The following is a 22,821-nucleotide window of genomic DNA, read 5'->3' as shown; positions in this document are numbered from 1 at the left end:
CGTCTTGTCCCTGCTCACGCCTGCTGCTCCTCGTCCGTGCTGTCGTCCTTGCCGAAGGCGTCGCGGACCCGGTCGGCGACGCCGCTGAGATTGGCCTCGAAGGTGAAGCCCTGTTCGAAGCGGTAGCTGCGGTGGACGTCCACCGGGTCGATGCCGTTGATGGCGGCCTTGGCGAGCCGGATCAGCTGTCCGTCCTTGGCGGCGATCTCCCGCGCCAGTTCGCGTGCCGCGTCGAGCAGCCGCTCGCGCGGGACGACCCGCCAGACCGAGCCGTGCCGGTGCAGCTCCTCGGCGGTGACCGTGCGGGAGGTGTAGTACAGGGCCCGCATCAGCTGCTGCGGGACGAGCCGGGCCAGGTGCGTGGCCGCGCCCAGCGCGCCCCGGTCCAGCTCGGGCAGGCCGAAGGCCGCGTCCTCGGAGGCGACGATCGCGTCGGCGTTGCCGACCAGGCCGATGCCGCCGCCGAGGCAGAAGCCGTGCACGGCGGCGACCACCGGCACCTCGCAGTCGTAGACGGCGGCGAAGGCCTCGTAACAACCGCGGTTGGCGCCCAGGAGGGCGTCGTGCCCGGCCGTGCGCTGGATCTCCTTGATGTCGACGCCGGCGTTGAAGCCGCGGCCCGCCGCGGTGAGCACGACGCAGCGCACCTCGGGATCGGCGCCGGCGGCGCGCACCGCCGCGGCGAGGTCGTACCAACCCCGTACGGGGAGGGCGTTGACCGGGGGGAAGTCGACGGTGACGACGGCGATGCCCTTGTCCGGGGCGGAGGTGGAGACACCCATGAGCAGATCAGCTACCTTTCCACCAAACGTTTGTTAGGTGGAAGATAGCAGCGGTTCGCACGCTGCGGGAGGTGTCCCTTGCCAGTCACCATCGATCTGTCGGGATCCGTCGCCGTCGTCACCGGCGGCACACGGGGCGTCGGCGCCGGAATCGCCAGGGCCCTGCTCGAAGCCGGCGCGGAGGTCGTGACCTGCGCGCGACGGGCCCCCGACGAGCCCGTCGAGGCGGCCGGGCGCACCGCCCGCTTCCTCCCCCTCGACCTGCGCGACCCGACCGCCGTCACGGACTTCTTCGCGCGGGTGCGCGGCGACCACGGAAGGCTGGACGTCCTGGTCAACAACGCCGGAGGAACCCCCTTCCGGATGCTCGGAGACGGAAGCGCCGAGCAACAGGCCCGCGTCCTCGAACTGAACCTCCTCGCCCCCCTGACCGCCTCCCTGGCCGCGTACGAGGTGATGCGCCTCCAGCGCGGAGGCGGTTCGATCATCATGATCGGCAGCGTCAGCGGCACCCGCCCCTCACCGGGCAGCGCGGCCTACGGCGCCGCCAAGGCGGGCCTCGACCACCTCGCCCGGTCCATGGCCGTGGAATGGGCGCCGCTGGTCCGGGTCAACACGCTCGTCCCCGGCATGGTGCGCACCGAACTGTCCCACCTGCACTACGGGGACGAGGACGGCATCGCCTCCGTCGGCCGCACCGTGCCGCTCGGCCGGCTCGCCGAACCCGCCGACATCGGCGACGCCTGCGTCTTCCTCGCCTCCGACAGGGCCGCCTACATCACCGGCGCCGGGCTGCTCGTCCACGGGGGCGGGGAGCGCCCGGCCTTCCTGGACGCGGCGACGGTCAACCACTGACCCCACCCACCCACCCACCGAAAGGGATGCACCATGACAGGACTGTGCAACGGACGCGTCGTCATCGTCACCGGGGCCGGGCGCGGCCTCGGCCGCGCGCACGCGCTCGCCTTCGCCGCCGAGGGCGCCAAGGTCGTCGTCAACGACCTCGGCGTCGGCCTCGACGGCACCGGGGGCGGCGCGGGGCCCGCCCAGCAGGTCGTCGAGGAGATCACGGCCTCCGGCGGGGAGGCGGTCGCCCACGGCGGCGACATCGCCACCGCCGACGGCGCGGCCTCGCTCGTCGCCACCGCCCTGGACGCGTTCGGCCGCCTCGACACCCTCGTCAACAACGCGGGCTTCCTGCGGGACCGCATGCTGGTCAACCTCGACGAGGACGACTGGGACGCCGTCATGCGCGTCCATCTCAAGGGCCACTTCCTGCCGCTCAGGCACGCCGCCGCGCACTGGCGGGCCGAGGCCAAGGCCGGACGCGAGCCCGTCGCGCGCGTGGTCAACACCAGCTCCGGCGCGGGGCTGCTCGGCAGCGTCGGGCAGGGCAACTACGCCGCTGCCAAGGCCGGGATCGTCGGCCTCACGCTCGTCGCGTCCGCCGAGACGGCCCGTTACGGCGTCCAGGTCAACGCGATCGCCCCCGCCGCCCGGACCCGGATGACCGAGCAGACCTTCGCCGAGACGATGGCCGCGCCCTCGGGGGCCGGCTTCGACGCGATGGCCCCGGAGAACGTCTCCCCCCTCGTCGTCTGGTTGGGCTCCGCGGCCTCGGCCGGGGTGACGGGGCGCGTCTTCGAGGCGGAGGCCGGCCGGATCACGGTCATGGAGGGCTGGCGGCCGGGCCCGACGGCCGACAAGGGGGCCCGCTGGACCCCTGCGGAGGCGGGCGAGGCGGCCCTGAGGCTCCTCGCGACCGCGGAACCCCCGCACCCGGTGTACGGCACCCGCTGACCCGCCTCCGGACCGCCCCCTCCGCGAACCGGGTCGACGGGCGGCTGCGCCCGTCGACTCACGGAGCAGGCCACCACCACGGCCGCCTGCGTGATGGGTCTGCAAAATTTTGCAAGCCTGAAACTACCGTTGGACTGCTGGAAGTTGCACAGAAAAGGATCTTGACTGAAAAGCTTTTCAGAAATTTGCATCGATGTCCCCGCGAGCCGAGGATGCGGGGCATGGCAAACCACGTGACACGCATATCGCGCCCCCTCGTTCTCGCCGCCGTGACCGCGGCGGGGCTCTTGATGCCCCTGGCCGCCGCCCCGGCCGCCGGGGCGACCACCGGATCGCCGGCTCCGGAGTGCGTGGAGTACTTCCAGAGCTGGCGCTACACCGACGTCCACAACGACTGCGGCGACACCGTCTCCGTCACGGTCGAGTACACGAATGGCCAGTGGGCCCCGTGCCGCGTGATCGAACCCGGTGGCTGGGCGACCTTCTCCGGCTACGGGACGGGAGGCAACTACGTCACGGAGCTGCGGACGTGCGATCCCGCCGTCGTCACCGCTGACGGCTCCTGAGCCCCAGAGGTCACGGGCCGGTGAGCGCGAGAGGCCCTGGCGGAAGGCGTCGACGAGCGCCTCGGTCACTCGGATGCCCGTCAGCCCACTCGTATCCGCAGCTCGCCCACCGGCACACGTCCACCAACGATCGGATGATCCGAAGGAGACGCCATGGGCTCCCGCACCTGAACCCGCACCGGAGTGTGCGCCGCGCAACGTGGTGCGGGTCCGGGCGCGGAACGCGGAGGCGCCGCTGAAGGCGCCGCCCCGCCGGGCGCGGCCCGTACAAGGAGGGGGCGTCGTCCCGCAGGCGGGCCCGCGCGGCGGGGCGGTCGCTCGGGGGAGAGGTGCCGGGACGGCCGGTGCGCCCGCACCGGGGGCTTTCCCGCTCACCGGGAACTGGCGCTCCCGGGCCGCAGCACCCCCGTCCTAGCCTCGCCGGACAGCCCCAACCGCCCGCAGGAGGGACCCGCCATGCTCACGGACCGCCGGAGACACGAGGCGGCCGAGCTGCTCCGCTCCGCCGAACAGCACGTCGCGCCGATCACCCCGCTGACCGAGGCGTTCCCCGGCATCGGCACCGAGGACGCGTACGAGATCCAGCTCGTCAACATCCGCCACCGCCTCACGGCCGGGGCGGAGGTGCGCGGTCACAAGGTCGGCCTGTCCTCGCCGGTCATGCAACGGATGATGGGCGTCGACGAACCGGACTACGGCCATCTGCTCGACGACATGGAGCTGCGGCAGGACGACCCCGTCCCCGCCGCCCGCTACTGCCACCCCCGCGTCGAGGTCGAGGTCGGCTTCGTCCTCGGCGCCGACCTGCCGGGCGAGGCCTGCACCCCGGCGGACGTCCTCGCCGCCACCGAACGGGTCGTGCCCGCCCTGGAGCTGATCGACAGCAGGATCCGCGACTGGCGGATCACCATCGCCGACACCATCGCGGACAACGCCTCCTCCGCCGGATACGTCATCGGGGAGGGGCGGGACCCCCGCGAGCTCGACCTCACCTCCATCGATGCCCGGCTGACCAGCGGCGGCGAGCTCCTCGCCGAGGGCCGCAGCGACGCCGTGCTCGGTGACCCGACCCGCTCCGTCGCCTGGCTCGCCCGTACCGTCGCCCGCTTCGGCGTGCCGCTGAGGAAGGGGCACGTGGTGCTGCCCGGCTCGTGCACCAGGGCCGTCGACGTGACGGCCGGGGCGACCTTCACCGCCGGGTTCACCGGCCTCGGCTCCGTCTCCCTCTCATTCATCTGAGGTGATCATGACCGCCAAGACAAAGGCGACCGCCGCCATCGTCGGTTCCGGCAACATCGGCACCGACCTGCTGTACAAACTGCTGCGCTCCGAGCACGTCGAACCCCGCTGGATGATCGGCGTCGACCCCGACAGCGAGGGCCTCGCCCGCGCCGCCCGCATCGGCCTGGAGGCCAGCCACGAGGGCGTCGACTGGCTGCTCGCCCAGGAGGAGACGCCCGACATCGTCTTCGAGGCCACCAGCGCCCACGTCCACCGGGCCAACGCCCCGCGCTACGCGGAGCTCGGCATCAAGGCGGTCGACCTGACCCCCGCGGCCGTCGGCCCCGCCGTCGTACCGCCCGCCAACCTCCACGAGCACCTCGACCGGCCCAACGTCAACATGATCACCTGCGGCGGACAGGCCACCATCCCCATGGTGCACGCGGTCTCGCGCGTCGTCCCCGTGCCGTACGCGGAGATCGTCGCCTCGGTGGCCTCCGTCTCGGCCGGCCCCGGAACCCGGGCGAACATCGACGAGTTCACCCGCACCACCTCGCGCGGCATCGAGACCATCGGCGGCGCCGGGCGCGGCAAGGCCATCATCGTCCTCAACCCGGCCGAGCCGCCCGTGATGATGCGCGACACCGTCTTCTGCGCCATCCCCGAGGACGCCGACCGGGACGCCATCGCCCTCTCCGTCAAGGAGGTCGCCGAGCAGGTCGCCTCGTACGTCCCCGGCTACCGCCTCCGCGCCGAGCCGCAGTTCGACGACCCCGGCCCCGAGAACGGCGGGACGGCCCGCGTCGCGATCTTCCTGGAGGTGGAGGGCGCGGGCGACTACCTGCCGCCCTACGCCGGAAACCTCGACATCATGACCGCCGCCGCCACCAAGGTCGGCGAGGAGTTCGCCAAGGCGCTCCTCGCCCCGGGCGCGTAAGGAGCACAGCGCATGCCCTACTCGGACACCCTCGACATCCGGATCACCGACTCCTCGCTGCGCGACGGCTCGCACGCCAAGCGGCACCAGTTCACCGCCGACGACGTACGGTCGATCGTCGCCGCCCTCGACGACGCCGGCGTCCCCGTGATCGAGGTGACGCACGGCGACGGACTCGGCGGGTCCTCCTTCAACTACGGCTTCTCCAAGACCCCCGAGCAGGAACTCATCAAGGTCGCCGTCGACACCGCGCGACGGGCGCGGATCGCCTTCCTCATGCTTCCCGGACTCGGCGTCAAGGACGACATCCGGGCCGCGCACGGCAACGGCGCGGGCATCTGCCGCATCGCCACCCACTGCACCGAGGCCGACATCGCGGACCAGAACTTCGGACTCGCCCGGGAGAGGGGCCTGGAGACCGTCGGCTTCCTGATGATGGCCCACTCCACGACCCCCGAGGAACTGGCCCGGCAGGGCCGGATCATGGCCGACGCGGGCTGCCAGTGCGTGTACGTGGTCGACTCGGCCGGCGCCATGGTCATGGACGACGTCACCGCCCGGGTCGAGGCCCTGGTGGCCGAGCTCGGCGACGACGCCCAGGTCGGCTTCCACGGCCACGAGAACCTGGCCCTCGGCACCGGCAACTCCATCGCCGCGATCAAGGCCGGAGCCCTGCAGATCGACGGCTCCACCCGCCGGCTCGGCGCCGGCGCGGGCAACACCGCCGTCGAGGCCCTGGTCGCCGTCTGCGCCAAGACGGGCATCCGTACCGGCGTCGACGTACTGAAGATCATCGACGCGGCCGAGGACGTGGTCCGCCCCGTCATGGACGAGGAGTGCCGGCTCGACCGGCTCGCCCTCCTGATGGGCCACGCCGGCGTCTACTCCAGCTTCCTCAAGCACGCCTACCGGCAGGCCGAGCGCTACGGCGTCTCCGGCGCCGAGATCCTCCTGCGCGCGGGCGAGCGCCGCCTGGTCGGCGGCCAGGAGGACCAGCTCATCGACATCGCCGTGGAACTCGCCGCACAGAAGTGAACCGACGGAACACCAGGAGGGACGAGATGACTGCTCTCAACGACGAGGTCCGGGTCATCGAGACGGGCAGGCCGCCGACGCGGTTCGCCCGCGGCTGGCACTGCCTCGGCCTCGCCGAAGCCTTCAAGGACGGAAAGCCGCACGAGATCGAGGCCTTCGGCACCAAGCTGGTGGTCTTCCAGGGGCAGGACGACGGCCTGCTGCACGTCCTGAACGCCCACTGCCCGCACATGGGCGGCAACCTCGCCCGGGGCAGCGTCAAGGGCGACGCCGTCGCCTGCCCCTTCCACGACTGGCGCTGGTCGGGCGACGGCCGCTGCGCCGGCATCCCGTACGCCCGCCGGGTCCCCCCGCGCGCCCGGACCCGCGCCTGGACCTCCCTGGAGCGGAACGGGCAGCTCTTCGTCTGGAACGACCCGGAGGGCAACCCGCCGCCTCCCGAGGTGACCGTCCCCGAGATCGCGGGCATCCACGGCCCGGACGCCGACCAGTGGAGCGACTGGACCTGGAAGACCCTCCGGGTCGAGGGCGCCAACTGCCGCGAGATCGTGGACAACGTCGTGGACATGGCGCACTTCTACTACGTGCACTACGCCTTCCCCGAGTACTTCAAGAACGTCTTCGACGGCCACGTCGCCACGCAGTACATGGAGAGCAGCCCCCGCGGGGACATGGAACTGGGCACCCTCAGCTCCGGCCGCCTGCGCTCCGACGCCTCCTACCACGGCCCCTCCTACATGATCGACCACCTCTACAGCGACGTCGGCGGCGGCACGGAGATGGAGATCGTCCTGATCAACTGCCACTACCCGATCGACGCGAACAGCTTCCTCCTCCAGTACGGGGCGATCGTGAAGCGGCTCCCCGGGATGACGGACGAGCAGGCCGCCGACGCCGCGCGGCTCACCGCCGAGGGCGCCACCGTCGGCTTCGAGCAGGACGTGGAGATCTGGCGGAACAAGACCCGGATCGACAACCCCCTGCTCACCGAGGAGGACGGCCCGGTCTACCAACTGCGCCGCTGGTACGAGCAGTTCTACGTCGACGTCGCCGACGTCAAGGACGAGATGACCCGCCGCTTCGAGTTCGAGATCGACACCGGGCGCGCCAACACGGCATGGCGCGCCGAGGTCGAGGAGAACCTCGCGCGCCGCGCGGCGGAGACGGGAACCGGAGCCTGACATGCGAGCGGTGGAGTGCGCGGCCTGTGGCAACCAGGTCCTGTGCGAGAAGTTCAGCGTCGCCCACACCTCCGTGCAGTGGACGGCCGACGCGGCCGTCGCCTGCGCGGAGTTCCGCGACCGGGTGCGCCCGGGCGTGACCACCGCCCGGATGCGGACCTGCCGGGCCCTGCGGGCGAGCATCGACCGCGCGGTCGAGGACGGAACCCTGACGGTCGGCACCCCGGACTCCGACCCCTCGGTCTCCGGCACCCCGGAGGCCGTCGATGCCTGAGCCCACGACGGGGGCCCGCACCCACCGGCTGCGCGTCGTCGAGGTCATCGCCGAGACGGCCGACGCGCACTCCCTGGTCCTCCGGGCACCGGCGGAGAGCGCGGACCGCTTCGCGTACCGCCCCGGACAGTTCCTCACCCTGAAGCTGCCCGGCACCGACGGGAGTCCGGCCGCCCGGTGCTACTCCCTCGCCAGCTCGCCCCACACCGGCGAGCCCCTGAAGATCACCGTCAAACGGGTCGCCGGCGGGTACGGCTCCAACTGGGTCTGCGACCGGCTGGCGGCCGGTGACGAGCTGGAGGCGCTGCCCCCGGCCGGCACCTTCACCCCGGACTCCCTCGACGAGGACCTGCTCCTCGTCGCCGGAGGCAGCGGCATCACCCCGGTCCTGTCGATCGCCAAGTCGGCCCTGGCCGGCGGCCGGGGCGGGGTGGTGCTGCTGTACGCCAACCGCGACGAGGCCTCGGTCGTCTTCCGCGACGAACTGCGGACCCTGGCCCAGGAGCACCCGCACCGGCTCCTCGTGCTCCACTGGCTGGAGTCGCTCCAGGGCCTGCCCTCGGTGGACCGGCTGGCCGCCGTGCTCGCGCCGTACGCCGCCCGCGAGGCCTTCGTCTGCGGCCCGCAGCCGCTCATGGACGCCGTCGAGCAGGCCCTGCGCACGCTCGGCGCGCCCGGCGACCGCATCCACCGGGAGCGGTTCTTCTCCCTCGGCGCGGACGTCTTCGACGCCCCGGCCGTGCCGACGGACACGGCGGCCGGAGGCGGCGGCACGGCCGAGGTCGCGCTCGACGGCGAGACCCACACGGTCGCCTGGCCGCCGACGGCCCCCCTGCTCGACGTGCTCCTCGCCGCGGGCGTGGACGCCCCGTACTCCTGCCGGGAGGGCGCCTGCAGCGCCTGCACCTGCCGGATCGTGGCCGGCGAGGTCACGATGCTCCGCAACGACGTCCTGGACGACCAGGACGTCGCCGAGGGGTACGTCCTCGCCTGCCAGGCCCTCCCGCTCACCGACCGGGTCGAGATCACCTACTCCTGACCCCGACACCTGGAGACCGTCATGTCCCGCACCTGCCTGGTCACCGGAGCCGCCTCCGGCATCGGCCGAGCCACCGCCGACCTCCTGCGGACACGGGGCCACACCGTCATCGGCGCCGACCTCGCCGAGGGCGACATCCACGCCGACCTGTCCACGCCCGGCGGCCGGGCCGAACTCGTCGCCCGCGCCCGCGAGCTGACCGGCGGTCGGCTCGACGCCGTCGTCTCCTGCGCGGGCGTCGCGCACTTCGACCCGCTCACGGTCGAGGTGAACCACTTCGGCGCCGTGGCCACGCTCGACGGACTGCGTCCGCTGCTCGTGGCCGGCACCGATCCGCGGGCCGTGGTCGTCGGATCCGTCGACTCCGTCCACCCGGTCGACCCCGCGATCGTGGAGGCCGCGCTCGCCGGGGACGAGGAGACGGCGGTGACCGCTTCACGGGCCGCCGTCGACCGGGGCGAGGGCCACCTCGTGTACTCCTCGTCGAAGGCGGCGATCTCCCGCTGGGTCCGCCGCGCCGCCCCCACCGAGGCGTGGGCCGGGGCGGGCGTCCCGCTCAACGCCGTCGCCCCGGGCGTGGTCGTCACACCGCTGACCCGGCCGCTGCTCGACGATCCCGAGATGCGGGGGCTCGTCGAACGGAGCGTGCCGATGCCGCTGCACGGCCACGCCCGCCCCGAACAGATCGCGCCGCTGATCGCCTGGCTGGCCTCGCCCGAGAACGTCCTCGTGACCGGGCAGGTCGTCTTCGCCGACGGGGGAGCGGACGCGGTCCTGCGCGGCGACCGCACCTGGTGACGATCCGTACGGGTACGGGTGTGCGGCGAGGGGCGCCCGTGGGGGTCCTCGCCGCACACCCGTGCCCGTGCCCGTACCTGTACCCGTGCCCGTACCCGTCCTGAAGAGCCGTCCGTGAACCTCCGTGACGAGGAGCCGCCCGTGAACCCCCGTACGCTCGAACGTTCCGCCGTCGTCCCGGCCGCCCCCGACGCCGTGTGGGCCGTCGTCGGCGACTTCGGCGCCCTCGCCGACTGGCACCCCCACGTGCCGCCGTCCATCCTGGAGGACGGCGGCGACCCCGCCGTCCCCGGGACCGTCCGGGTCTTCGCCGTCGACGGCGCGGCCGTCGCCCGGGAGCGCCTGCTCGCCCGTGACGCGGCCGCCCGCTCGTACCGCTACGCCCTCCTCGACCCCGTCGTGCTCCCGGTCCACGACTACGTGGCGACGCTCGCCGTGCGTCCGCACCCCGAGGGCGCCGAGGTCCGGTGGTCCGCCGTCTACCGGAGCACGGACGACGTCGTGCCCCGGGTGGAGGCGGTCTTCGGGGACGGCACGTACGGCACCGGCCTCGCCGCCCTGCGGGCGCGCTTCACATCCAGTCGCTGAAGCGCAGCCAGGCCATCATGTTGTCCATCGAGGGCTGCGGAAGCCCCGCGGGCCCCGCGTCGACCGGCTGCGCCCGCTTCTCCGGCCGCCGCCCCGGCCCGAACATCGACTGCCACACCGAGCGCGCGCAGCCGCGCACCGCCGGGGCCAGCCGGTCCATCTCCCGGTGGACGCCGTGGCCGCTCACCGAGATCGCGGCGACGGCCCGGCCGGCGCCGCGCAGCGGAGCGGCCACGCAGAACACCCCCCGGTAGCCCTCCTCGTGGTCGAAGGCCACGCCGCGCTCCCGCGTCATCGTCAGCTCCCGACGGAAGGACTCGGGACGGGTGATGGTGCGCGGGGTGCGCGCCCGCAGTCCGTCCCGGATCACCTGCTCCACCGGCGCGGCGTCGCCGAAGGCAAGGATCGCCTTGCCCGAGGCCGTGCAGTACGCCGGCTGCCGCCCGCCCGTGCGCGAGGGCACGACGGAATCGTCCGACCCGCCGATGCGCTCCAGGTAGACCACCTCGGAGCCGTCGAGCACCGTCAGGTGCACCAGATGGCCGGTGGACTCGTGCAGCGCGTGCAGATGGGGCAGCGCCGCCCGGCGGAGCCGGTTGTGGTGCGAGGCCATGGCGCCGAGCTCCAGCATTCCCATGCCGAGCCGGTAGTCGCGGCCCTCGCGCTCCAGCCAGCGCAGCTGCACCAGCTGGTCGAGGATGCGGTGGGCGGAGGACCGGCGGATGCCCGAGCGCTGCACGACCTCGGTGAGGGTGAGCCGGGGGCCCGCGCTCTCGAAGGCGCTCAGCACCTTCGCGGCCTTCTCCAGCAGGGACAGAGGCGGCATTCCGGCCTCGACAGGCTCGACAGCACTGGTCGTCATCGACACCTCCCCCACGGACGGCACAGCCGAGCGGCCCGTGGCTGGGTCCGTAATCTCCGGTATTGCGTGGAGATTGCCAGAGGATGACGGGCGCTGGGAAGGGGGAGTTCCGTCTCGGAACAGTAACGCGTAGGTTCCCTCCCGTCACGGCACGACCGGTCCGGAACACGACCGGTCCGGAAACCGAGAGGGGCGCCCATGCGCGAAGACGACGTCCTCACGGCGGTCCGCGCCCTCGCCCCCGCCCTGCGCGAGCGCGCGGCCGAGGCGGAGGCCCTGCGCCGGGTGCCCGACGCCTCCGTCGGGGAACTGGAGGCCGCCGGCTTCTTCCGGCTGCTCCGGCCCCGGGCGTACGGCGGACTCGCCGCCGACCCCGCCGTCTTCTACGCCGCCGTGCACGAGATCGCCAAGGCCTGCGGGTCGACCGGCTGGGCGGCCTCGCTCCTCGGCGTCCACCCCTGGTACGTGGCCCAGTTCGACCCCCGGGCACAGGAGGAGGTCTGGGGCGCGGACGACTCCACCCGGATCTGCTCCTCCCACGCCCCCACCGGGAAGGTCACCCCCGTCGACGGGGGCTTCCGGCTCTCCGGCCGGTGGCACTTCTCCGCCGGCTGCGACCACGCCCGCTGGGCGCTGCTCGGCGGCCTCGTCACCGACGGCGAGGGCCGGCCGGTCGACATGCAGACCTTCCTGGTGCCGAGCGCCGACTACCGCGTCGACGACGTCTGGGACACCGTCGGCCTGCGCGGCAGCGGCAGCAACGACCTCCTCGTCGAGGACGCCTTCGTCCCCGCCCACCGTGCGCTCGGCTACGGCCCGGTGACCGTGCTGCGCTGCCCCGGGCTCGACGTCCACCCCGAGCCGCTGTACCGGTTGCCGTACGCGGCCGTCTTCACCACCGCCGTCTCCACCGCGATGGTCGGCATCGCCGAAGGCGCCCACGAGGACCAGGTCACCGCCGCCCGCGAACGCCTCGGGACCGAGTCCGGCCGGCGGGCCGCCGAGGACCCCTTCGCCCAGGTGCGCATCGCCCGCGCGGCCGGCGAGATCGACGCCGCCCGGCTGCAGCTCGCCCGCAACACGGCGGAGCTGTACGCGGTCGCGCGCGACGGCGCGGAGATCCCGAGGGAACTGCGCGCCCGCGCCCGCCGCGACCAGGCGCTCGCCACCGAGCGCGCCCTCACCGCCGTGGACCTGCTCATGGAGAACGCCGGCCGGGGGCCGCTGCGCGTGGGCGACGACGTCCTGCAGCGGGCCTGGCGCGACCTGCACACCGGCCGCGGCCAGGCGGCCAACGACGTGGAGCGGGCCCTGGTCCTCTACGCCCGGGACGCCCTCGGCATGGACGTCCGGGACCCGATGCTCTGAGCCGCCGGGGCCCTCCCGCGCGAGGGTTCCCGCTCAGTGGGAGCAGCGCATTTCGCCGCCGTACGGCACGCCGTACGGTCCTGGCATTCCCCCACCACGACCCGAAAGGGGATGCCCCATGGCCGATGACGTCCTGGCAGCGATCCGTGACCTCGCTCCCGCCCTGCGCGACCGCGCGGCCGAGGCCGAGACGCTGCGACGCGTGCCCGACACCTCCGTCAAGGAGTTGGAGGACACCGGCTTCTTCCAGCTGCTCCAGCCCAAGGCCTTCGGCGGCCGCGCGGCCGACCCGGTGGTCTTCTACACGGCGGTCAAGGAGATAGCCAAGGCGTGCGGCTCGACCGGCTGGGTCGCCTCCGTGGTCGGCGTCCACCCCTGGCACGTCGCCCTGTTCGACCCCCGCGCCCAGCAGGAGGTGTGGGGCCAGGACCCCAAGACCCGCATCGCCTCCTCGTACGCCCCCACCGGCAAGGCCACCGCCGCCGACGGCGGTTTCCGGCTCTCCGGCCGGTGGCACTTCTCCTCCGGCTGCGACCACGCCCGCTGGGCGCTCCTCGGCTGCATCGTCACCGACGGCGGGGGCAACCCGGTCGACATGCGCACCTTCCTGATCCCCCGGTCCGACTACCGCGTCGACGACGTCTGGGACACCGTCGGCCTGCGCGGCACCGGCAGCAACGACGTCGTCGTCGAGGACGTCTTCGTCCCCGAGCACCGCGCCCTGAGCTTCGGCCCGGTCACGGCCCTGGAGGTGCCCGGCCACGAGGTCAACCCCGAGCCGCTGTACCGGCTGCCCTACGCCGGGGTGTTCACCACCACCATCTCCACCCCGATCGTCGGCATCGCCGAGGGCGCCTTCGAGTCCTACGCCGAGGCCACCCGGGAGCGCTTCCGCGTCTCGTACGGGCAGAAGGTCGCCGAGGACCCCTTCGCGCAGATCCGCATCGCCCGCGCCGCCGGCGACATCGACGCGAGCTGGCTGCAGCTGACCCGCAACATGGGCGAGATGTACGCCCTCGCCGAGCGCGGCGAGGAGATCCCGATGGAGCTGCGCACGCGCACCCGCCGCGACCAGGTGCTCGCCACCGAGCGCTGCGTCGCGGCGGTCGACCTGCTCATGGAGAACTCCGGCGGCAGCGCCATGCGCACCGGCCCCGGCCTCGTCCAGCGCGCCTGGCGCGACGCCCACACCGGCCGCGGCCACGCCGCCAACGACCCCGAGCGGGCCCTCGTCATGTACGGGCAGAGCGCGCTCGGCATCGACATCCACGACACCATGGCCTGAGAGGCGCCGACGATGGCAGAGCTCACCCACGAGTCGACCTCCCGCACCGCCAAGGCGGCCGGGCTCACCCTCCACTACCACGAGGCCGCGCCCGCCGGCCGGGACACGGAGACATCAGCGGCCGGCGCCGCGGCCCCCGTCGTGATCATGCTGCACGGCGGCGGCCCCGGCGCCTCCGCCTGGAGCAACTTCGGCCGCAACCTCCCCGTCTTCGCCGGGCACTTCCGCACCCTGCTCGTCGACCAGCCCTGCTTCGGCCGCTCGGACAAGTCGGAACCCGACAAGGACTACTTCAGCTACAGCGCGGACGCCGTCGCCGCCCTCATGGACGAACTGGGCATCCGGCAGGCGCACTTCATCGGCAACTCCCTCGGTGGCGGCACCGCCGTCCGCATGGCCCTGAACCACCCGGCCAAGGTCGGCAAGCTCCTCCTGATGGGTCCCGGCGGGGTCTCCGTCAACCTCTTCGCCCCCGACCCGACCGAGGGCATCAAGCGGCTCTTCGAGTTCAACGCCTCGCCCGAGCCGACCAAGGACCAACTGCGCGCGTTCCTCAGTGTGATGGCGTACGACCAGTCCGTCGTCACCGACGAACTCGTCGAGGAGCGCTGGGCCTCGGCCACCGACCCCGACACCCGGCTCGGCAGCGCCCGGATGGGCGCCTCGTTCGCCGACCCCGCCTGGGCCGGGGACACGATGCTCTGGCGCGAGGCCCACCGGATCACCCACCCGGTGCTCCTCACCTGGGGCCGCGAGGACCGCGTCAACCCCCTCGACGGCGCGCTCGTCGCCCTCAGGACCATCCCCGACGCCCGGCTGCACGTCTTCCCGCACTGCGGCCACTGGGCCCAGACCGAGCAGGCCGACGAGTTCAACCGCCTCGCCGTCGACTTCTTCTCCCACTGAACCTTCCACCGAAGAGGTGCACACCATGGACATCCGTGCTCTCGGCTACCTGCGCCTGGAGACCACCACCCTGGACGAGTGGCGCCGCTACGCGCTCGACGTCCTCGGCATGGTGGAGGCATCCGGCACCACCGAGGACACCCTCTGCCTCCGCCTGGACGACCGCGCCCACCGCATCGTCGTCCGGTCGGGCGAGAGCGACCGCCTCCTCGCGGCCGGCTGGGAGGTGGCGAACGCCGCCGCGCTGGCCCGCGCCGCCGAGGAGCTGGAGGAGGCCGGCGTCGCCGTCAAGGCCGCCGACCCCGCCGAACTCGCCGAGCGCCGCGTCCAGGGCCTGATCCACGTGACCGACCCGGGCGGCAACCCGCTGGAGATCTACTGGGGGCAGGCGCAGGACCACAGCGCGCTCGGCACCCCGTACGGCAACCGCTTCGTCACCGGCGACCTGGGCCTCGGCCACGTCGTGCTCCCCGTGCCGGACATCGAGGCCGCGCTCGACTTCTACGAGAACCTGCTCGGCTTCCAGCTGCGCGACTCGATGAGGCTGCCGCCGCAGGCCGTCCCGACCGCCACCGAGCAGCGGGACTTCCACTGGATGCACTTCCTCAGCCCCAACCGCCGCCACCACAGCCTCGGCCTCTACCCCGGCGCCCTGCCCCCCGGCATCGTGCACTTCATGGTCGAGCTGGAGACCCTCGACGACGTGGGCCGCGGCCTCGACCGCATGCACGCCGCGGGCATCCCCATCGCGTCCAGCCTCGGCCGCCACACCAACGACCGCATGGTGTCGTTCTACGCCCAGGCCCCCGGCGGCTTCCAGGTCGAGTACGGCTGGGACGGCCTCGTCGTCGACCCCGCCACCTGGGTCGCGAAGGAGATCACCGCCGACAGCTTCTGGGGCCACCGGTGGAACGGCTGATCCCGCCCTCCGAGTTCCGGGACGTGCTCGGCCGCTTCGCCAGCGGCATCACGGTGGTGGCGACGCTCGACGCCGACAGCGCGGAACCCGTCGGGTTCGCCTGCCAGTCCTTCGCCTCCCTCTCCCTCGACCCCCCGCTGGTCATGCTGGCCGTCGGCAAGAACTCCACCAGCTGGCCGAGGATCGAGCGCGCGGGCCGCTTCTGCGTCAACATCCTCGCCGAGGACCAGCGGGCCACCTGCGCCGCGCTCGGCCGCAGCGGCCCCGACAAGTTCGCCGGGGTGCCCTGGATCACCGGGGAGCACGGCACCGTACGCGTCGACGGGGCCCTCGCCCACGTGGAGTGCGAACTCGACGCGGTCTACGAGGCCGGGGACCACCACCTGGTCACCGCGCAGGTGGTGGCGCTCGACGCCGGAGAGGACGGCCGGCCGCTGCTGTTCTTCCGCAGCCGCTACGCCGTGGGGGCCTTCTGATGCCCCTCGACGTCGAGAAGGCGACCTCCGCGCCGCCGGTGCGCACCGACGTCCGGTGGGACGAGCGCGACGTACGGCTCTACCACCTCGCCCTCGGCGCCGGCGTCCCCGAGACCGACCCGGGCGAACTGCGCTACACCTACGAAGGGCACGAGCGGGGCCTCCAGGTCCTGCCCACCTTCGGGGTCGTCGCGGGCGGCACCGGCGGCGTCGGCTTCCAGGTCTTCGACCTGCCGGGCGTCGACGTCGACCTGGCGAAGGTGCTGCACGGCGGCCAGGAGGTCACCGTGCACCGCACGCTGCCCGCCGCGGCCCGGGCGACCGCGGTCACCCGGGCCACGGCCGTGCACGACAAGGGCAAGGCCGCCGTCATCGTCCAGGAGTCCACCCTCCTCGACGAGGCCGGCGAGCCGCTGATCACCCAGCGCAACCAGATCTTCGTCCACGGGGAGGGCGGCTTCGGCGGCGACCGCGGCCCCTCCGAGCGCCTCCCCGCCCCCGACCGCGAGCCCGACCTGGTGGTCGAGGTCCCGACGCTCCGTCAGCAGGCCCTGCTCTACCGGCTCACCGGCGACTGGAACCCGCTGCACGCCGACCCCGCCGCCGCCCGGCGCGCGGGCCACGACCGGCCCGTCCTGCACGGGCTCTGCACCTTCGGGATGGCGGTCAAGGCGGTCACCGACCGGCTGCTCGGCGGCGACGCGAGCGCGGTCGCCGCCTGCCGCACCCGCTTCGCCGGGGTCTTCTTCCCCGGCGAGACCCTGCGGCTGCGCGTCTGGGACACCCCCGACGGCCACCACCTGACGGCCACGGCCGCGGACCGCGAGGACGCGCCGGTCCTCACCGACGCGCGGATCACCGCGCGATGACCCGGCGGCCGGGGCGGGGGACGGCCCGCCCCGGCCGCCGACCCATCGAGAAGACCAGGGAGAACGCGATGCACGACCAGTGGGACCACACGTACGACGTGGTGGTCGTCGGCTCCGGCGCCGCCGGCATGGCCGCGGCCATCACCGCCCGACTGCGCGGACTGACCGCCCTGGTGGTGGAGAAGACCGACGTCTACGGCGGCTCGACCGCGCTGTCCGGCGGCGCGATCTGGGTCCCGAACAACTTCCACCTGGACGCCGCCGGGCTCGGCGACACGCCCGAGAAGGCCCGCGCCTACCTGGACGCCACGGTCGGCGACCGGGTGCCCGCCGAGCGCAAGGACGCCTACGTCACCCACGGACCGCGGATGGTAAGGGAGTTCCACGACCGCACCGCCGTACGGTTCGTCCACACCCCCGGCTACTCCGACTACTATCCCGAGCGGCTCGGCGGCTACCCGCAGGGCCGCTCCGTCGAACCGCAGGTCTTCGACTTCCGGAAGCTCGGCCCCGAACAGCGCGCCACCATGCGCCGCGCCGGACTGCCCACCTACGGCCTCACCATCACCTCCACGGACTTCCGGCAGCTGAACATGGTGGCGCGCACCTGGGCCGGCCGGCGCACCGCCCTCAAGGTCGGCGCCCGGGCGGTCGGGGCGAAGCTCGCCGGCAAGGAGCTGCTCTCCCTCGGCGAGGCACTGATCGCCCGCATGCGGCACTCCCTCGACGGCCTCGGCGCGGACCTGTGGCTCTCCGCCCCGCTGACCGGACTCGTCGAGGAGGACGGCCGGGTCACCGGCGTCCGGATCACACGGGGCGGCCGTGAGCTGACCGTCCGGGCGACCGGCGGCGTCGTCCTCGCCTCCGGGGGCTTCTCCCACGACCAGCGGCTCCGCGAGAAACACCTGCCGACGCCCACCTCCACCGAGTGGAGCTCCGCCTCCGACGGCCAGACCGGCGACGCCCTGGAGCCGGCCACGGCCCTCGGCGCCGCGACCGACCTGATGGACAAGGTCTGGGGCGCGCCGTCGGTGGTGCCTCCCGAGGGGAAGCCGTTCTTCCTCGTCGCCGACCGCGGCATCCCTTCCATGGTGATCGTCGACGCGGCGGGGGAGCGCTACGCCAACGAGGCCGCCCCGTACCACGAGTTCGTCGACGCCATGTACGCCCACGACAGGCCCGGGGCGACCACCGTGCCGTCCTGGCTGATCCTCGACGCCACCGCCAGGGCCCGCTACATCTTCATGGGCCTCTTCCCGGGCCAGGCGTTCCCCAAGCCGTGGCTGGAGAGCGGGTTCGTCAAGAAGGCCGCGACCGTCGAGGAACTGGCCGCCCGGATCGGCGTCGCCCCGGAGCGGCTGCGGGCCACCGTGGACCGCTTCAACGGCTTCGCCCGCGCCGGCCGCGACGAGGACTTCCACCGAGGCGACAGCGTCTACGACCGCTACTACGGCGACCCGACGCTGCCCAACCCCAACCTGGCGCCGCTGGAGAGGGGCCCCTTCTTCGCGGTCCCCGTCCACCCCGGCGACATCGGCACCAAGGGCGGCCTGGTCACCGACGCCACCGCCCGCGTCCTGCGGGAGGACGGCACGCCCGTCGACGGCCTGTACGCCTCCGGCAACGTCTCGTCCGCCGTCATGGGCGAGACCTATCCGGGGCCCGGTGCGACCATCGGCCCCGCCATGACCTTCAGCTGGCTCGCGGCCGACCACATCGCCCGGACGCGTTCCGCAGGGGCGCGGTGAACGGCCCGATGACGGACCTGCGGGGCAGAACGGTGATCGTCACCGGCGGGGCGCGGGGGATCGGCGCGGAGACCGGCCGGGCGGCCGTCGAGTCCGGCGCCCGGGTCGTCCTCACCGACGTACGGGAGGACGAGGGGCGGGCCGCGGCCCGGCGGCTCGGCGCCCACGCCCGGTTCGTGCGCCACGACGTCACCTCCGAGGACGACTGGCGCGAGGTCGTCGACTTCACAGCGGCCACGTTCGGCCGGGTGGACGGCCTCGTCAACAACGCGGGGATCTCGGGCGGCTCCCACCTCCTGGAGGAGCAGACGGCCGAGGACTTCCGGCGCGTCCTCGACATCGACCTCACCGGGGTCTTCCTCGGCATGCGCGCCGTGATCCCGCCGATGCGGGAGAACGGCGGCGGCTCCGTCGTCAACGTCTCCTCCGCGGCCGGCCTCATGGGACTGGCCAGGACCGCCGGGTACGGCGCGGCCAAGTGGGGCGTGCGCGGGCTCACCAAGCTCGGCGCGGTGGAGCTCGCCGCCGCCCGGATCCGCGTCAACTCCGTGCACCCCGGCATGGTCCACACCCCGATGACCGCCCACGTGGGCATCGAGCGGGGCGAGGGGAAGTACCCGGACGCACCGATGGGCCGGGTCGGTGAACCCCGGGAGATCGCGCGGGCGGTCGCCTTCCTGCTCTCGGACGCCGCCTCGTACGTCACCGGCGCCGAACTGGCCGTCGACGGCGGCTGGACCACCGGCCCGACCCTCCGACCCGTCGAGGAGAAACCCTGATGCCCGTCGACCTGACAGGAAAGGTCGCGCTGGTCACCGGCGCGGCACGCGGCATGGGCGAGGCCGAGGCCCGCCTGTTCGCCGCCCTCGGCGCGAAGGTCGTCCTCACCGACGTCCTGGAGGCGGAGGGCGGGGCGACCGCCGCCTCCCTCGGCGCCGCCGCCCGCTTCGTGCGCCACGACGTGACCGACGAGCGGTCCTGGGCGAGCGCCGTGGCCGTCGCCCTGGACGCCTTCGGCCGGCTCGACGTCCTCGTCAACAACGCCGCGATCTACTCCACCTCGCCCATCACCGAGGAGGACCCGGCCCGCCTGGAGGCGATCCTCCGCGTCAACCTGATCGGCCCGTTCCTCGGCGTCCGTGCCGTCGCCGGCGCCATGAAGGAGGGCGGCGGCGGGTCCATCGTCAACATCTCCTCGCAGGCCGGCCTCCAGGGCATCTGGGGACACGGCGCGTACGGGGCGGCGAAATGGGGGCTGCGCGGCCTGACCCGGACGGCGGCCCTGGAACTCGGGCCGGACGGCATCCGGGTCAACTCCGTCCACCCCGGAGCCATCGCCACGGCCATGACCGCGCACCTGGGCACCGGGGAACACCCGGCCGCCCCGCTCGGGCGGGTGGGGGAGCCCGAGGAGGTCGCCCGGCTCGTCGCCTTCCTCGCCTCCGACGACTCCTCCTACCTGTCCGGCGCCGAACTCGCGGTCGACGGCGGCGCGTCGGCGGGCCGCATGCCCGCCCTCACCCCGAAGGGAGCCGACACGTGAACCGGCCCGACCCCGAGGTCCAGGCGGTCATCGACCTGGCCACCGCCGGCTTCCCCCCGCTGGCGACGGAGATGACGGACATCGCCGAGGTGCGCGCCTTCTTCGCCGCCCGCCCCGGGCCGGCCGCCCCGCCACCGCCCGTCGCCCGCGTCACGGACGAGGACGCCGACGGCGTGCCCGTACGCGTCTACGACCCGGCCGTCCACGAGGCCGCCCCCGTGATCGTCTTCTGCCACGGGGGCGGCTTCGTCCTCTGCGACCTCGACAGCCACGACCCCTTCTGCCGCTCCCTGGCCCGCGCCACCGAGGCGGTCGTCGTGTCCGTCGACTACCGCCGCGCCCCCGAACACCCCTTCCCCGCCGCCCCCGAGGACGCCTACACGGCCCTGCTGTGGGCGGCGGCGACCCACCCGGGCCGTCGGATCGCCGTCGCCGGGGACAGCGCGGGCGCCAACCTCGCCACCGTCCTCACCCTGCTCGCCCGCGACCGGGGCGGCCCCGAGATCACCTGCCAGGCCCTCTACTACCCGATGCTCGACCCCACCCGCTCCCGCCCCTCGCACCGGGAGAACGCCCAGGGCTACTTCCTGACCGCCGACCACCTGCGCTGGTACTGGGACGGCTATCTGCAGGCCCCGGCGCACCGCACCCACCCCTACGCGGCCCCGCTGGCGGGCGCCGACCTGTCCGGGCTCCCGCCGGCCCAGGTCGTCACCGCCGGCTTCGACCCCCTGCGGGACGACGGCCTGGCGTACGCGGACGCCCTCGCCGCCGCGGGCGTCCCCGTGGAGGCCCGCCACCACGCCGGGATGTTCCACGGCTTCCTCTCCATGGCGGGCGCCCTGCCCGCGGCGGCCGAGGCCCGCGAGACCGCCTTCGCCGCCCTGCGCGAGGCCCTCGCCCCGCGCTGACCGGGACGGACGTACGCGCGCGTGCGCCCCGCCCCCACCTGGCCGGTGGGGGCGGGGCGCTCTCACGTACCGGCGCGCGTCAGTCCCGTATCAGCGTGAACCCCTCGTACCCCGAGGCCGCGACGTCCGCGATGATCTCCCCGTACACCCCGAAGCCCCCGATGAACGGCATGAACACCCGGGGCTTCCCGGGGATGTTGGCCCCCAGGTACCAGGAGTCCGCCGCCGGGAACAGCGTGGCCGCCGCCCGGTCGCGGCACTGCGCCACCCACTGCTCGACGGCCTCCCCGTCCGCCTCGATCGCCCGGTAGCCGTGCTCGTCCAGGTGCCGCAGGCAGTCGGCGAGCCAGTCGACGTGCTGCTCGGCGCAGAGCACGACGTTGGCCATGACGGACGGGCTGCCGGCCCCGGTGAGGTTGAACAGGTTGGGGAAGCCGTCGACGCCCAGGCCCAGATAGGTGCGGGGGCCGCCGCTCCACACGTCCCTCAGCCTCCGGCCGCCGCGTCCCCGGACGTCCACCCGGTCGAGCGCCCCGGTCATCGCGTCGAAACCGGTCGCGAACACGATCGCGTCCAGCTCCACCCGGGAGCCGTCGGCCAGCACGATCCCGGCGCGGTCGATCCGTTCGATCGGGTTCTCCCGCAGGCCGACGAGGCGCACGTCGTCGCGGTTGAACGTCTCGTAGTAGTGCGAGTCGGTGACGATCCGCTTGGTGCCGATCGGATGGTCCGTCGGCACGAGAAGGTCCGCGACGGCCGGGTCCTCGACGAGGGCGCGGACCTTCTCCTCCCAGAAGGCGCGCGCCTCGTCGTTCGCCGCGCGGTCGGTGAGCTGGTCGGGGAACGTCTTGGAGTACAGCACGCCGCCGAGCTCCCAGCGCTCCTCGAACGCGGCCCGCCGCTCCTCGGGGGAGACGGCGAACGTCGCCGACGGGTGCGCCGCGTGGGGCGAACCGCCGCCGCTGAGCCGCGAGAGCCGCCGCCGCTCGGCGTAACCGGCCTTCTGCCGACGGCGCGTCTCCTCGTCCAGGGGCGCGTTGCCCGCCGAGATGCTGAAGTTGGCGCTGCGCTGGAAGACGGTGAGGTGCGCCGCCTGCTCGGCGATCAGGGGAACGGCCTGGATGCCGGAGGAGCCGGTGCCGATCACGCCGACGCGCAGCCCGTCGAAGTCCACGCCCTCGTGCGGCCAGGCACCGGTGTGGTACGTGGCGCCGGCGAATTCCCCGGCCCCCGGGACGTCCGGTACGTGCGTGCTGGAGAGGCAGCCGACGGCGAACACGCAGTACCGGGCCGACACCACCTCGCCGCCGTCCGTGCGGACCGTCCAGCGCAGCGTCTCCTCGTCCAGCTCGGCGGAGGTCACCGAGGTCGCGAAGGTGTAGCTGCGACGCAGGTCGAAGCGGTCGGCGACATGACGCAGATAGCGGATGATCTCCGGCTGCGCGGCGTACTTCTCGCTCCAGTCCCACTCCTGCTGGAGCTCCTCGTCGAAGGAGTACGAGTAGTCCACGGACTCCACGTCGCAGCGGGCGCCGGGGTAGCGGTTCCAGTACCAGACGCCGCCCACGTCGTCCCCGCGCTCGAAGCCGCGCACGCGGTGGCCGAGGCCGCGCAGCCTGTGCACGGCGTACAGACCGGTGACGCCCGCTCCGACGACGACCACGTCGACGACGTCGGGGGACTCGGTGTTGCTGTCGTTCACGTTCGTACTCT

Annotated in this window: 24 protein-coding genes; 21 read left to right on the top strand and 3 right to left on the bottom strand. The window is 73.5% G+C overall.

Going from position 1 to position 22,821, the window contains the following annotated elements:
- Positions 1–14: 14 nt before the first annotated feature.
- Positions 15–782, bottom strand: coding sequence for an enoyl-CoA hydratase family protein (locus tag ACZ66Z_RS03410; RefSeq protein WP_469932304.1), 768 nt, complete (start codon positions 780–782; stop codon positions 15–17).
- 78 nt (positions 783–860) lie between these two features.
- Between ACZ66Z_RS03410 and ACZ66Z_RS03405 the strand changes: the two genes are divergently transcribed.
- The 11 genes from ACZ66Z_RS03405 (at position 861) to ACZ66Z_RS03355 (ending at position 10,221) form a co-directional block, all read left to right on the top strand.
- Complete coding sequence (locus ACZ66Z_RS03405) at positions 861–1,637, top strand: SDR family oxidoreductase (protein ID WP_469932303.1); 777 nt, start codon at positions 861–863, stop codon at positions 1,635–1,637.
- 33 nt (positions 1,638–1,670) lie between these two features.
- Entirely contained in the window at positions 1,671–2,582 is a 912-nt protein-coding gene (locus ACZ66Z_RS03400) for an SDR family oxidoreductase (protein ID WP_469932302.1), read from the top strand.
- A gap of 221 nt (positions 2,583–2,803) precedes the next feature.
- The gene (locus ACZ66Z_RS03395; RefSeq protein ID WP_469932301.1) at positions 2,804–3,148 is read left to right on the top strand and encodes an alpha-amylase; all 345 of its coding nucleotides are present in this window, start codon (positions 2,804–2,806) and stop codon (positions 3,146–3,148) included.
- A gap of 456 nt (positions 3,149–3,604) precedes the next feature.
- Positions 3,605–4,387 carry a 2-keto-4-pentenoate hydratase gene (locus ACZ66Z_RS03390; protein WP_469932300.1) on the top strand — a complete coding sequence of 261 codons (783 nt, stop codon included), beginning with the start codon at positions 3,605–3,607 and terminating at the stop codon, positions 4,385–4,387.
- A gap of 7 nt (positions 4,388–4,394) precedes the next feature.
- The gene (locus ACZ66Z_RS03385; RefSeq protein WP_469932299.1) at positions 4,395–5,306 is read left to right on the top strand and encodes an acetaldehyde dehydrogenase (acetylating); all 912 of its coding nucleotides are present in this window, start codon (positions 4,395–4,397) and stop codon (positions 5,304–5,306) included.
- Positions 5,307–5,318: 12 nt separating this feature from the next.
- Positions 5,319–6,341 (top strand): 4-hydroxy-2-oxovalerate aldolase, encoded by a 1,023-nt coding sequence (gene dmpG, locus ACZ66Z_RS03380; RefSeq protein WP_469932298.1) that lies wholly within the window; start codon positions 5,319–5,321, stop codon positions 6,339–6,341.
- A gap of 26 nt (positions 6,342–6,367) precedes the next feature.
- Positions 6,368–7,522 (top strand): Rieske 2Fe-2S domain-containing protein, encoded by a 1,155-nt coding sequence (locus ACZ66Z_RS03375; protein ID WP_469932297.1) that lies wholly within the window; start codon positions 6,368–6,370, stop codon positions 7,520–7,522.
- A gap of 1 nt (position 7,523) precedes the next feature.
- Positions 7,524–7,796: a ferredoxin gene (locus tag ACZ66Z_RS03370; RefSeq protein ID WP_469932296.1), complete on the top strand. Its 273-nt coding sequence runs from the start codon at positions 7,524–7,526 to the stop codon at positions 7,794–7,796.
- A complete protein-coding gene (locus ACZ66Z_RS03365) occupies positions 7,789–8,835 on the top strand; it encodes a 2Fe-2S iron-sulfur cluster-binding protein (protein WP_469932295.1) in 1,047 nt (348 codons plus the stop codon). The genes ACZ66Z_RS03370 and ACZ66Z_RS03365 overlap by 8 nt, the downstream gene beginning before the upstream one ends.
- 21 nt (positions 8,836–8,856) lie before the next feature.
- The gene (locus ACZ66Z_RS03360; RefSeq protein ID WP_469932294.1) at positions 8,857–9,633 is read left to right on the top strand and encodes an SDR family oxidoreductase; all 777 of its coding nucleotides are present in this window, start codon (positions 8,857–8,859) and stop codon (positions 9,631–9,633) included.
- A gap of 141 nt (positions 9,634–9,774) precedes the next feature.
- Positions 9,775–10,221, top strand: a complete 447-nt coding sequence (locus ACZ66Z_RS03355) for an SRPBCC family protein (protein WP_469932293.1) — start codon at positions 9,775–9,777, stop codon at positions 10,219–10,221.
- Here the strand turns inward: ACZ66Z_RS03355 and ACZ66Z_RS03350 are convergent.
- Entirely contained in the window at positions 10,205–11,083 is an 879-nt protein-coding gene (locus ACZ66Z_RS03350; protein WP_469932292.1) for an IclR family transcriptional regulator, read from the bottom strand. The genes ACZ66Z_RS03355 and ACZ66Z_RS03350 overlap by 17 nt on opposite strands.
- Before the next feature lie 198 nt (positions 11,084–11,281).
- Between ACZ66Z_RS03350 and hsaA (ACZ66Z_RS03345) the strand changes: the two genes are divergently transcribed.
- The 10 genes from hsaA (ACZ66Z_RS03345) to ACZ66Z_RS03300 all read left to right on the top strand — a co-directional run bounded on the left by hsaA (ACZ66Z_RS03345) (position 11,282) and on the right by ACZ66Z_RS03300 (position 21,108).
- Positions 11,282–12,451, top strand: a complete 1,170-nt coding sequence (gene hsaA, locus ACZ66Z_RS03345; RefSeq protein ID WP_469932291.1) for a 3-hydroxy-9,10-secoandrosta-1,3,5(10)-triene-9,17-dione monooxygenase oxygenase subunit — start codon at positions 11,282–11,284, stop codon at positions 12,449–12,451.
- A 118-nt stretch (positions 12,452–12,569) separates the two neighbouring features.
- Positions 12,570–13,736: a 3-hydroxy-9,10-secoandrosta-1,3,5(10)-triene-9,17-dione monooxygenase oxygenase subunit gene (gene hsaA / locus ACZ66Z_RS03340; protein ID WP_469932290.1), complete on the top strand. Its 1,167-nt coding sequence runs from the start codon at positions 12,570–12,572 to the stop codon at positions 13,734–13,736.
- A gap of 12 nt (positions 13,737–13,748) precedes the next feature.
- Positions 13,749–14,642 carry a 4,5:9,10-diseco-3-hydroxy-5,9,17-trioxoandrosta-1(10),2-diene-4-oate hydrolase gene (gene hsaD, locus ACZ66Z_RS03335; RefSeq protein WP_469932289.1) on the top strand — a complete coding sequence of 298 codons (894 nt, stop codon included), beginning with the start codon at positions 13,749–13,751 and terminating at the stop codon, positions 14,640–14,642.
- 25 nt (positions 14,643–14,667) lie between these two features.
- Complete coding sequence (locus ACZ66Z_RS03330; protein ID WP_469932288.1) at positions 14,668–15,561, top strand: VOC family protein; 894 nt, start codon at positions 14,668–14,670, stop codon at positions 15,559–15,561.
- Positions 15,549–16,037, top strand: a complete 489-nt coding sequence (locus tag ACZ66Z_RS03325) for a flavin reductase family protein (RefSeq protein ID WP_469932287.1) — start codon at positions 15,549–15,551, stop codon at positions 16,035–16,037. Before ACZ66Z_RS03330 ends, ACZ66Z_RS03325 begins: the two co-directional genes overlap by 13 nt.
- Complete coding sequence (locus ACZ66Z_RS03320; protein ID WP_469932286.1) at positions 16,037–16,906, top strand: MaoC/PaaZ C-terminal domain-containing protein; 870 nt, start codon at positions 16,037–16,039, stop codon at positions 16,904–16,906. Before ACZ66Z_RS03325 ends, ACZ66Z_RS03320 begins: the two co-directional genes overlap by 1 nt.
- Before the next feature lie 68 nt (positions 16,907–16,974).
- Complete coding sequence (locus tag ACZ66Z_RS03315) at positions 16,975–18,654, top strand: FAD-dependent oxidoreductase (protein ID WP_469932285.1); 1,680 nt, start codon at positions 16,975–16,977, stop codon at positions 18,652–18,654.
- A gap of 8 nt (positions 18,655–18,662) precedes the next feature.
- Positions 18,663–19,433, top strand: a complete 771-nt coding sequence (locus ACZ66Z_RS03310; protein ID WP_469932284.1) for a glucose 1-dehydrogenase — start codon at positions 18,663–18,665, stop codon at positions 19,431–19,433.
- Complete coding sequence (locus tag ACZ66Z_RS03305) at positions 19,433–20,197, top strand: glucose 1-dehydrogenase (RefSeq protein WP_469932283.1); 765 nt, start codon at positions 19,433–19,435, stop codon at positions 20,195–20,197. Before ACZ66Z_RS03310 ends, ACZ66Z_RS03305 begins: the two co-directional genes overlap by 1 nt.
- Positions 20,194–21,108: an alpha/beta hydrolase gene (locus tag ACZ66Z_RS03300; RefSeq protein ID WP_469932282.1), complete on the top strand. Its 915-nt coding sequence runs from the start codon at positions 20,194–20,196 to the stop codon at positions 21,106–21,108. Before ACZ66Z_RS03305 ends, ACZ66Z_RS03300 begins: the two co-directional genes overlap by 4 nt.
- 79 nt (positions 21,109–21,187) lie before the next feature.
- On the opposite strand, the gene ACZ66Z_RS03295 is transcribed toward ACZ66Z_RS03300, so the two are convergent.
- On the bottom strand, positions 21,188–22,810 hold the full coding sequence (locus ACZ66Z_RS03295) for a flavin-containing monooxygenase (RefSeq protein ID WP_469932281.1): 1,623 nt from the start codon (positions 22,808–22,810) through the stop codon (positions 21,188–21,190).
- Between the last annotated feature and the right edge of the window lie 11 nt (positions 22,811–22,821).

This window comes from Streptomyces sp. NPDC107498 (assembly GCF_055582805.1).
Note: the sequence above shows the minus strand (reverse complement) of the source record. Positions and strands in the feature narration are given on the sequence as shown.

Coding starts and splice junctions, on each gene's coding strand:
- ACZ66Z_RS03400 (WP_469932302.1), top strand. CDS start 1,671: ATGACAGGACTGTGCAACGGACGCGTCGTCATCGTCACCGGGGCCGGG.
- ACZ66Z_RS03390 (WP_469932300.1), top strand. CDS start 3,605: ATGCTCACGGACCGCCGGAGACACGAGGCGGCCGAGCTGCTCCGCTCC.
- hsaD (WP_469932289.1), top strand. CDS start 13,749: ATGGCAGAGCTCACCCACGAGTCGACCTCCCGCACCGCCAAGGCGGCC.
- ACZ66Z_RS03320 (WP_469932286.1), top strand. CDS start 16,037: ATGCCCCTCGACGTCGAGAAGGCGACCTCCGCGCCGCCGGTGCGCACC.
- hsaA (WP_469932291.1), top strand. CDS start 11,282: ATGCGCGAAGACGACGTCCTCACGGCGGTCCGCGCCCTCGCCCCCGCC.
- ACZ66Z_RS03375 (WP_469932297.1), top strand. CDS start 6,368: ATGACTGCTCTCAACGACGAGGTCCGGGTCATCGAGACGGGCAGGCCG.
- ACZ66Z_RS03360 (WP_469932294.1), top strand. CDS start 8,857: ATGTCCCGCACCTGCCTGGTCACCGGAGCCGCCTCCGGCATCGGCCGA.
- ACZ66Z_RS03305 (WP_469932283.1), top strand. CDS start 19,433: ATGCCCGTCGACCTGACAGGAAAGGTCGCGCTGGTCACCGGCGCGGCA.
- hsaA (WP_469932290.1), top strand. CDS start 12,570: ATGGCCGATGACGTCCTGGCAGCGATCCGTGACCTCGCTCCCGCCCTG.
- ACZ66Z_RS03310 (WP_469932284.1), top strand. CDS start 18,663: ATGACGGACCTGCGGGGCAGAACGGTGATCGTCACCGGCGGGGCGCGG.
- ACZ66Z_RS03395 (WP_469932301.1), top strand. CDS start 2,804: ATGGCAAACCACGTGACACGCATATCGCGCCCCCTCGTTCTCGCCGCC.
- ACZ66Z_RS03385 (WP_469932299.1), top strand. CDS start 4,395: ATGACCGCCAAGACAAAGGCGACCGCCGCCATCGTCGGTTCCGGCAAC.
- ACZ66Z_RS03350 (WP_469932292.1), bottom strand. CDS start 11,083: ATGACGACCAGTGCTGTCGAGCCTGTCGAGGCCGGAATGCCGCCTCTG.
- ACZ66Z_RS03365 (WP_469932295.1), top strand. CDS start 7,789: ATGCCTGAGCCCACGACGGGGGCCCGCACCCACCGGCTGCGCGTCGTC.
- ACZ66Z_RS03410 (WP_469932304.1), bottom strand. CDS start 782: ATGGGTGTCTCCACCTCCGCCCCGGACAAGGGCATCGCCGTCGTCACC.
- ACZ66Z_RS03330 (WP_469932288.1), top strand. CDS start 14,668: ATGGACATCCGTGCTCTCGGCTACCTGCGCCTGGAGACCACCACCCTG.
- ACZ66Z_RS03370 (WP_469932296.1), top strand. CDS start 7,524: ATGCGAGCGGTGGAGTGCGCGGCCTGTGGCAACCAGGTCCTGTGCGAG.
- dmpG (WP_469932298.1), top strand. CDS start 5,319: ATGCCCTACTCGGACACCCTCGACATCCGGATCACCGACTCCTCGCTG.
- ACZ66Z_RS03315 (WP_469932285.1), top strand. CDS start 16,975: ATGCACGACCAGTGGGACCACACGTACGACGTGGTGGTCGTCGGCTCC.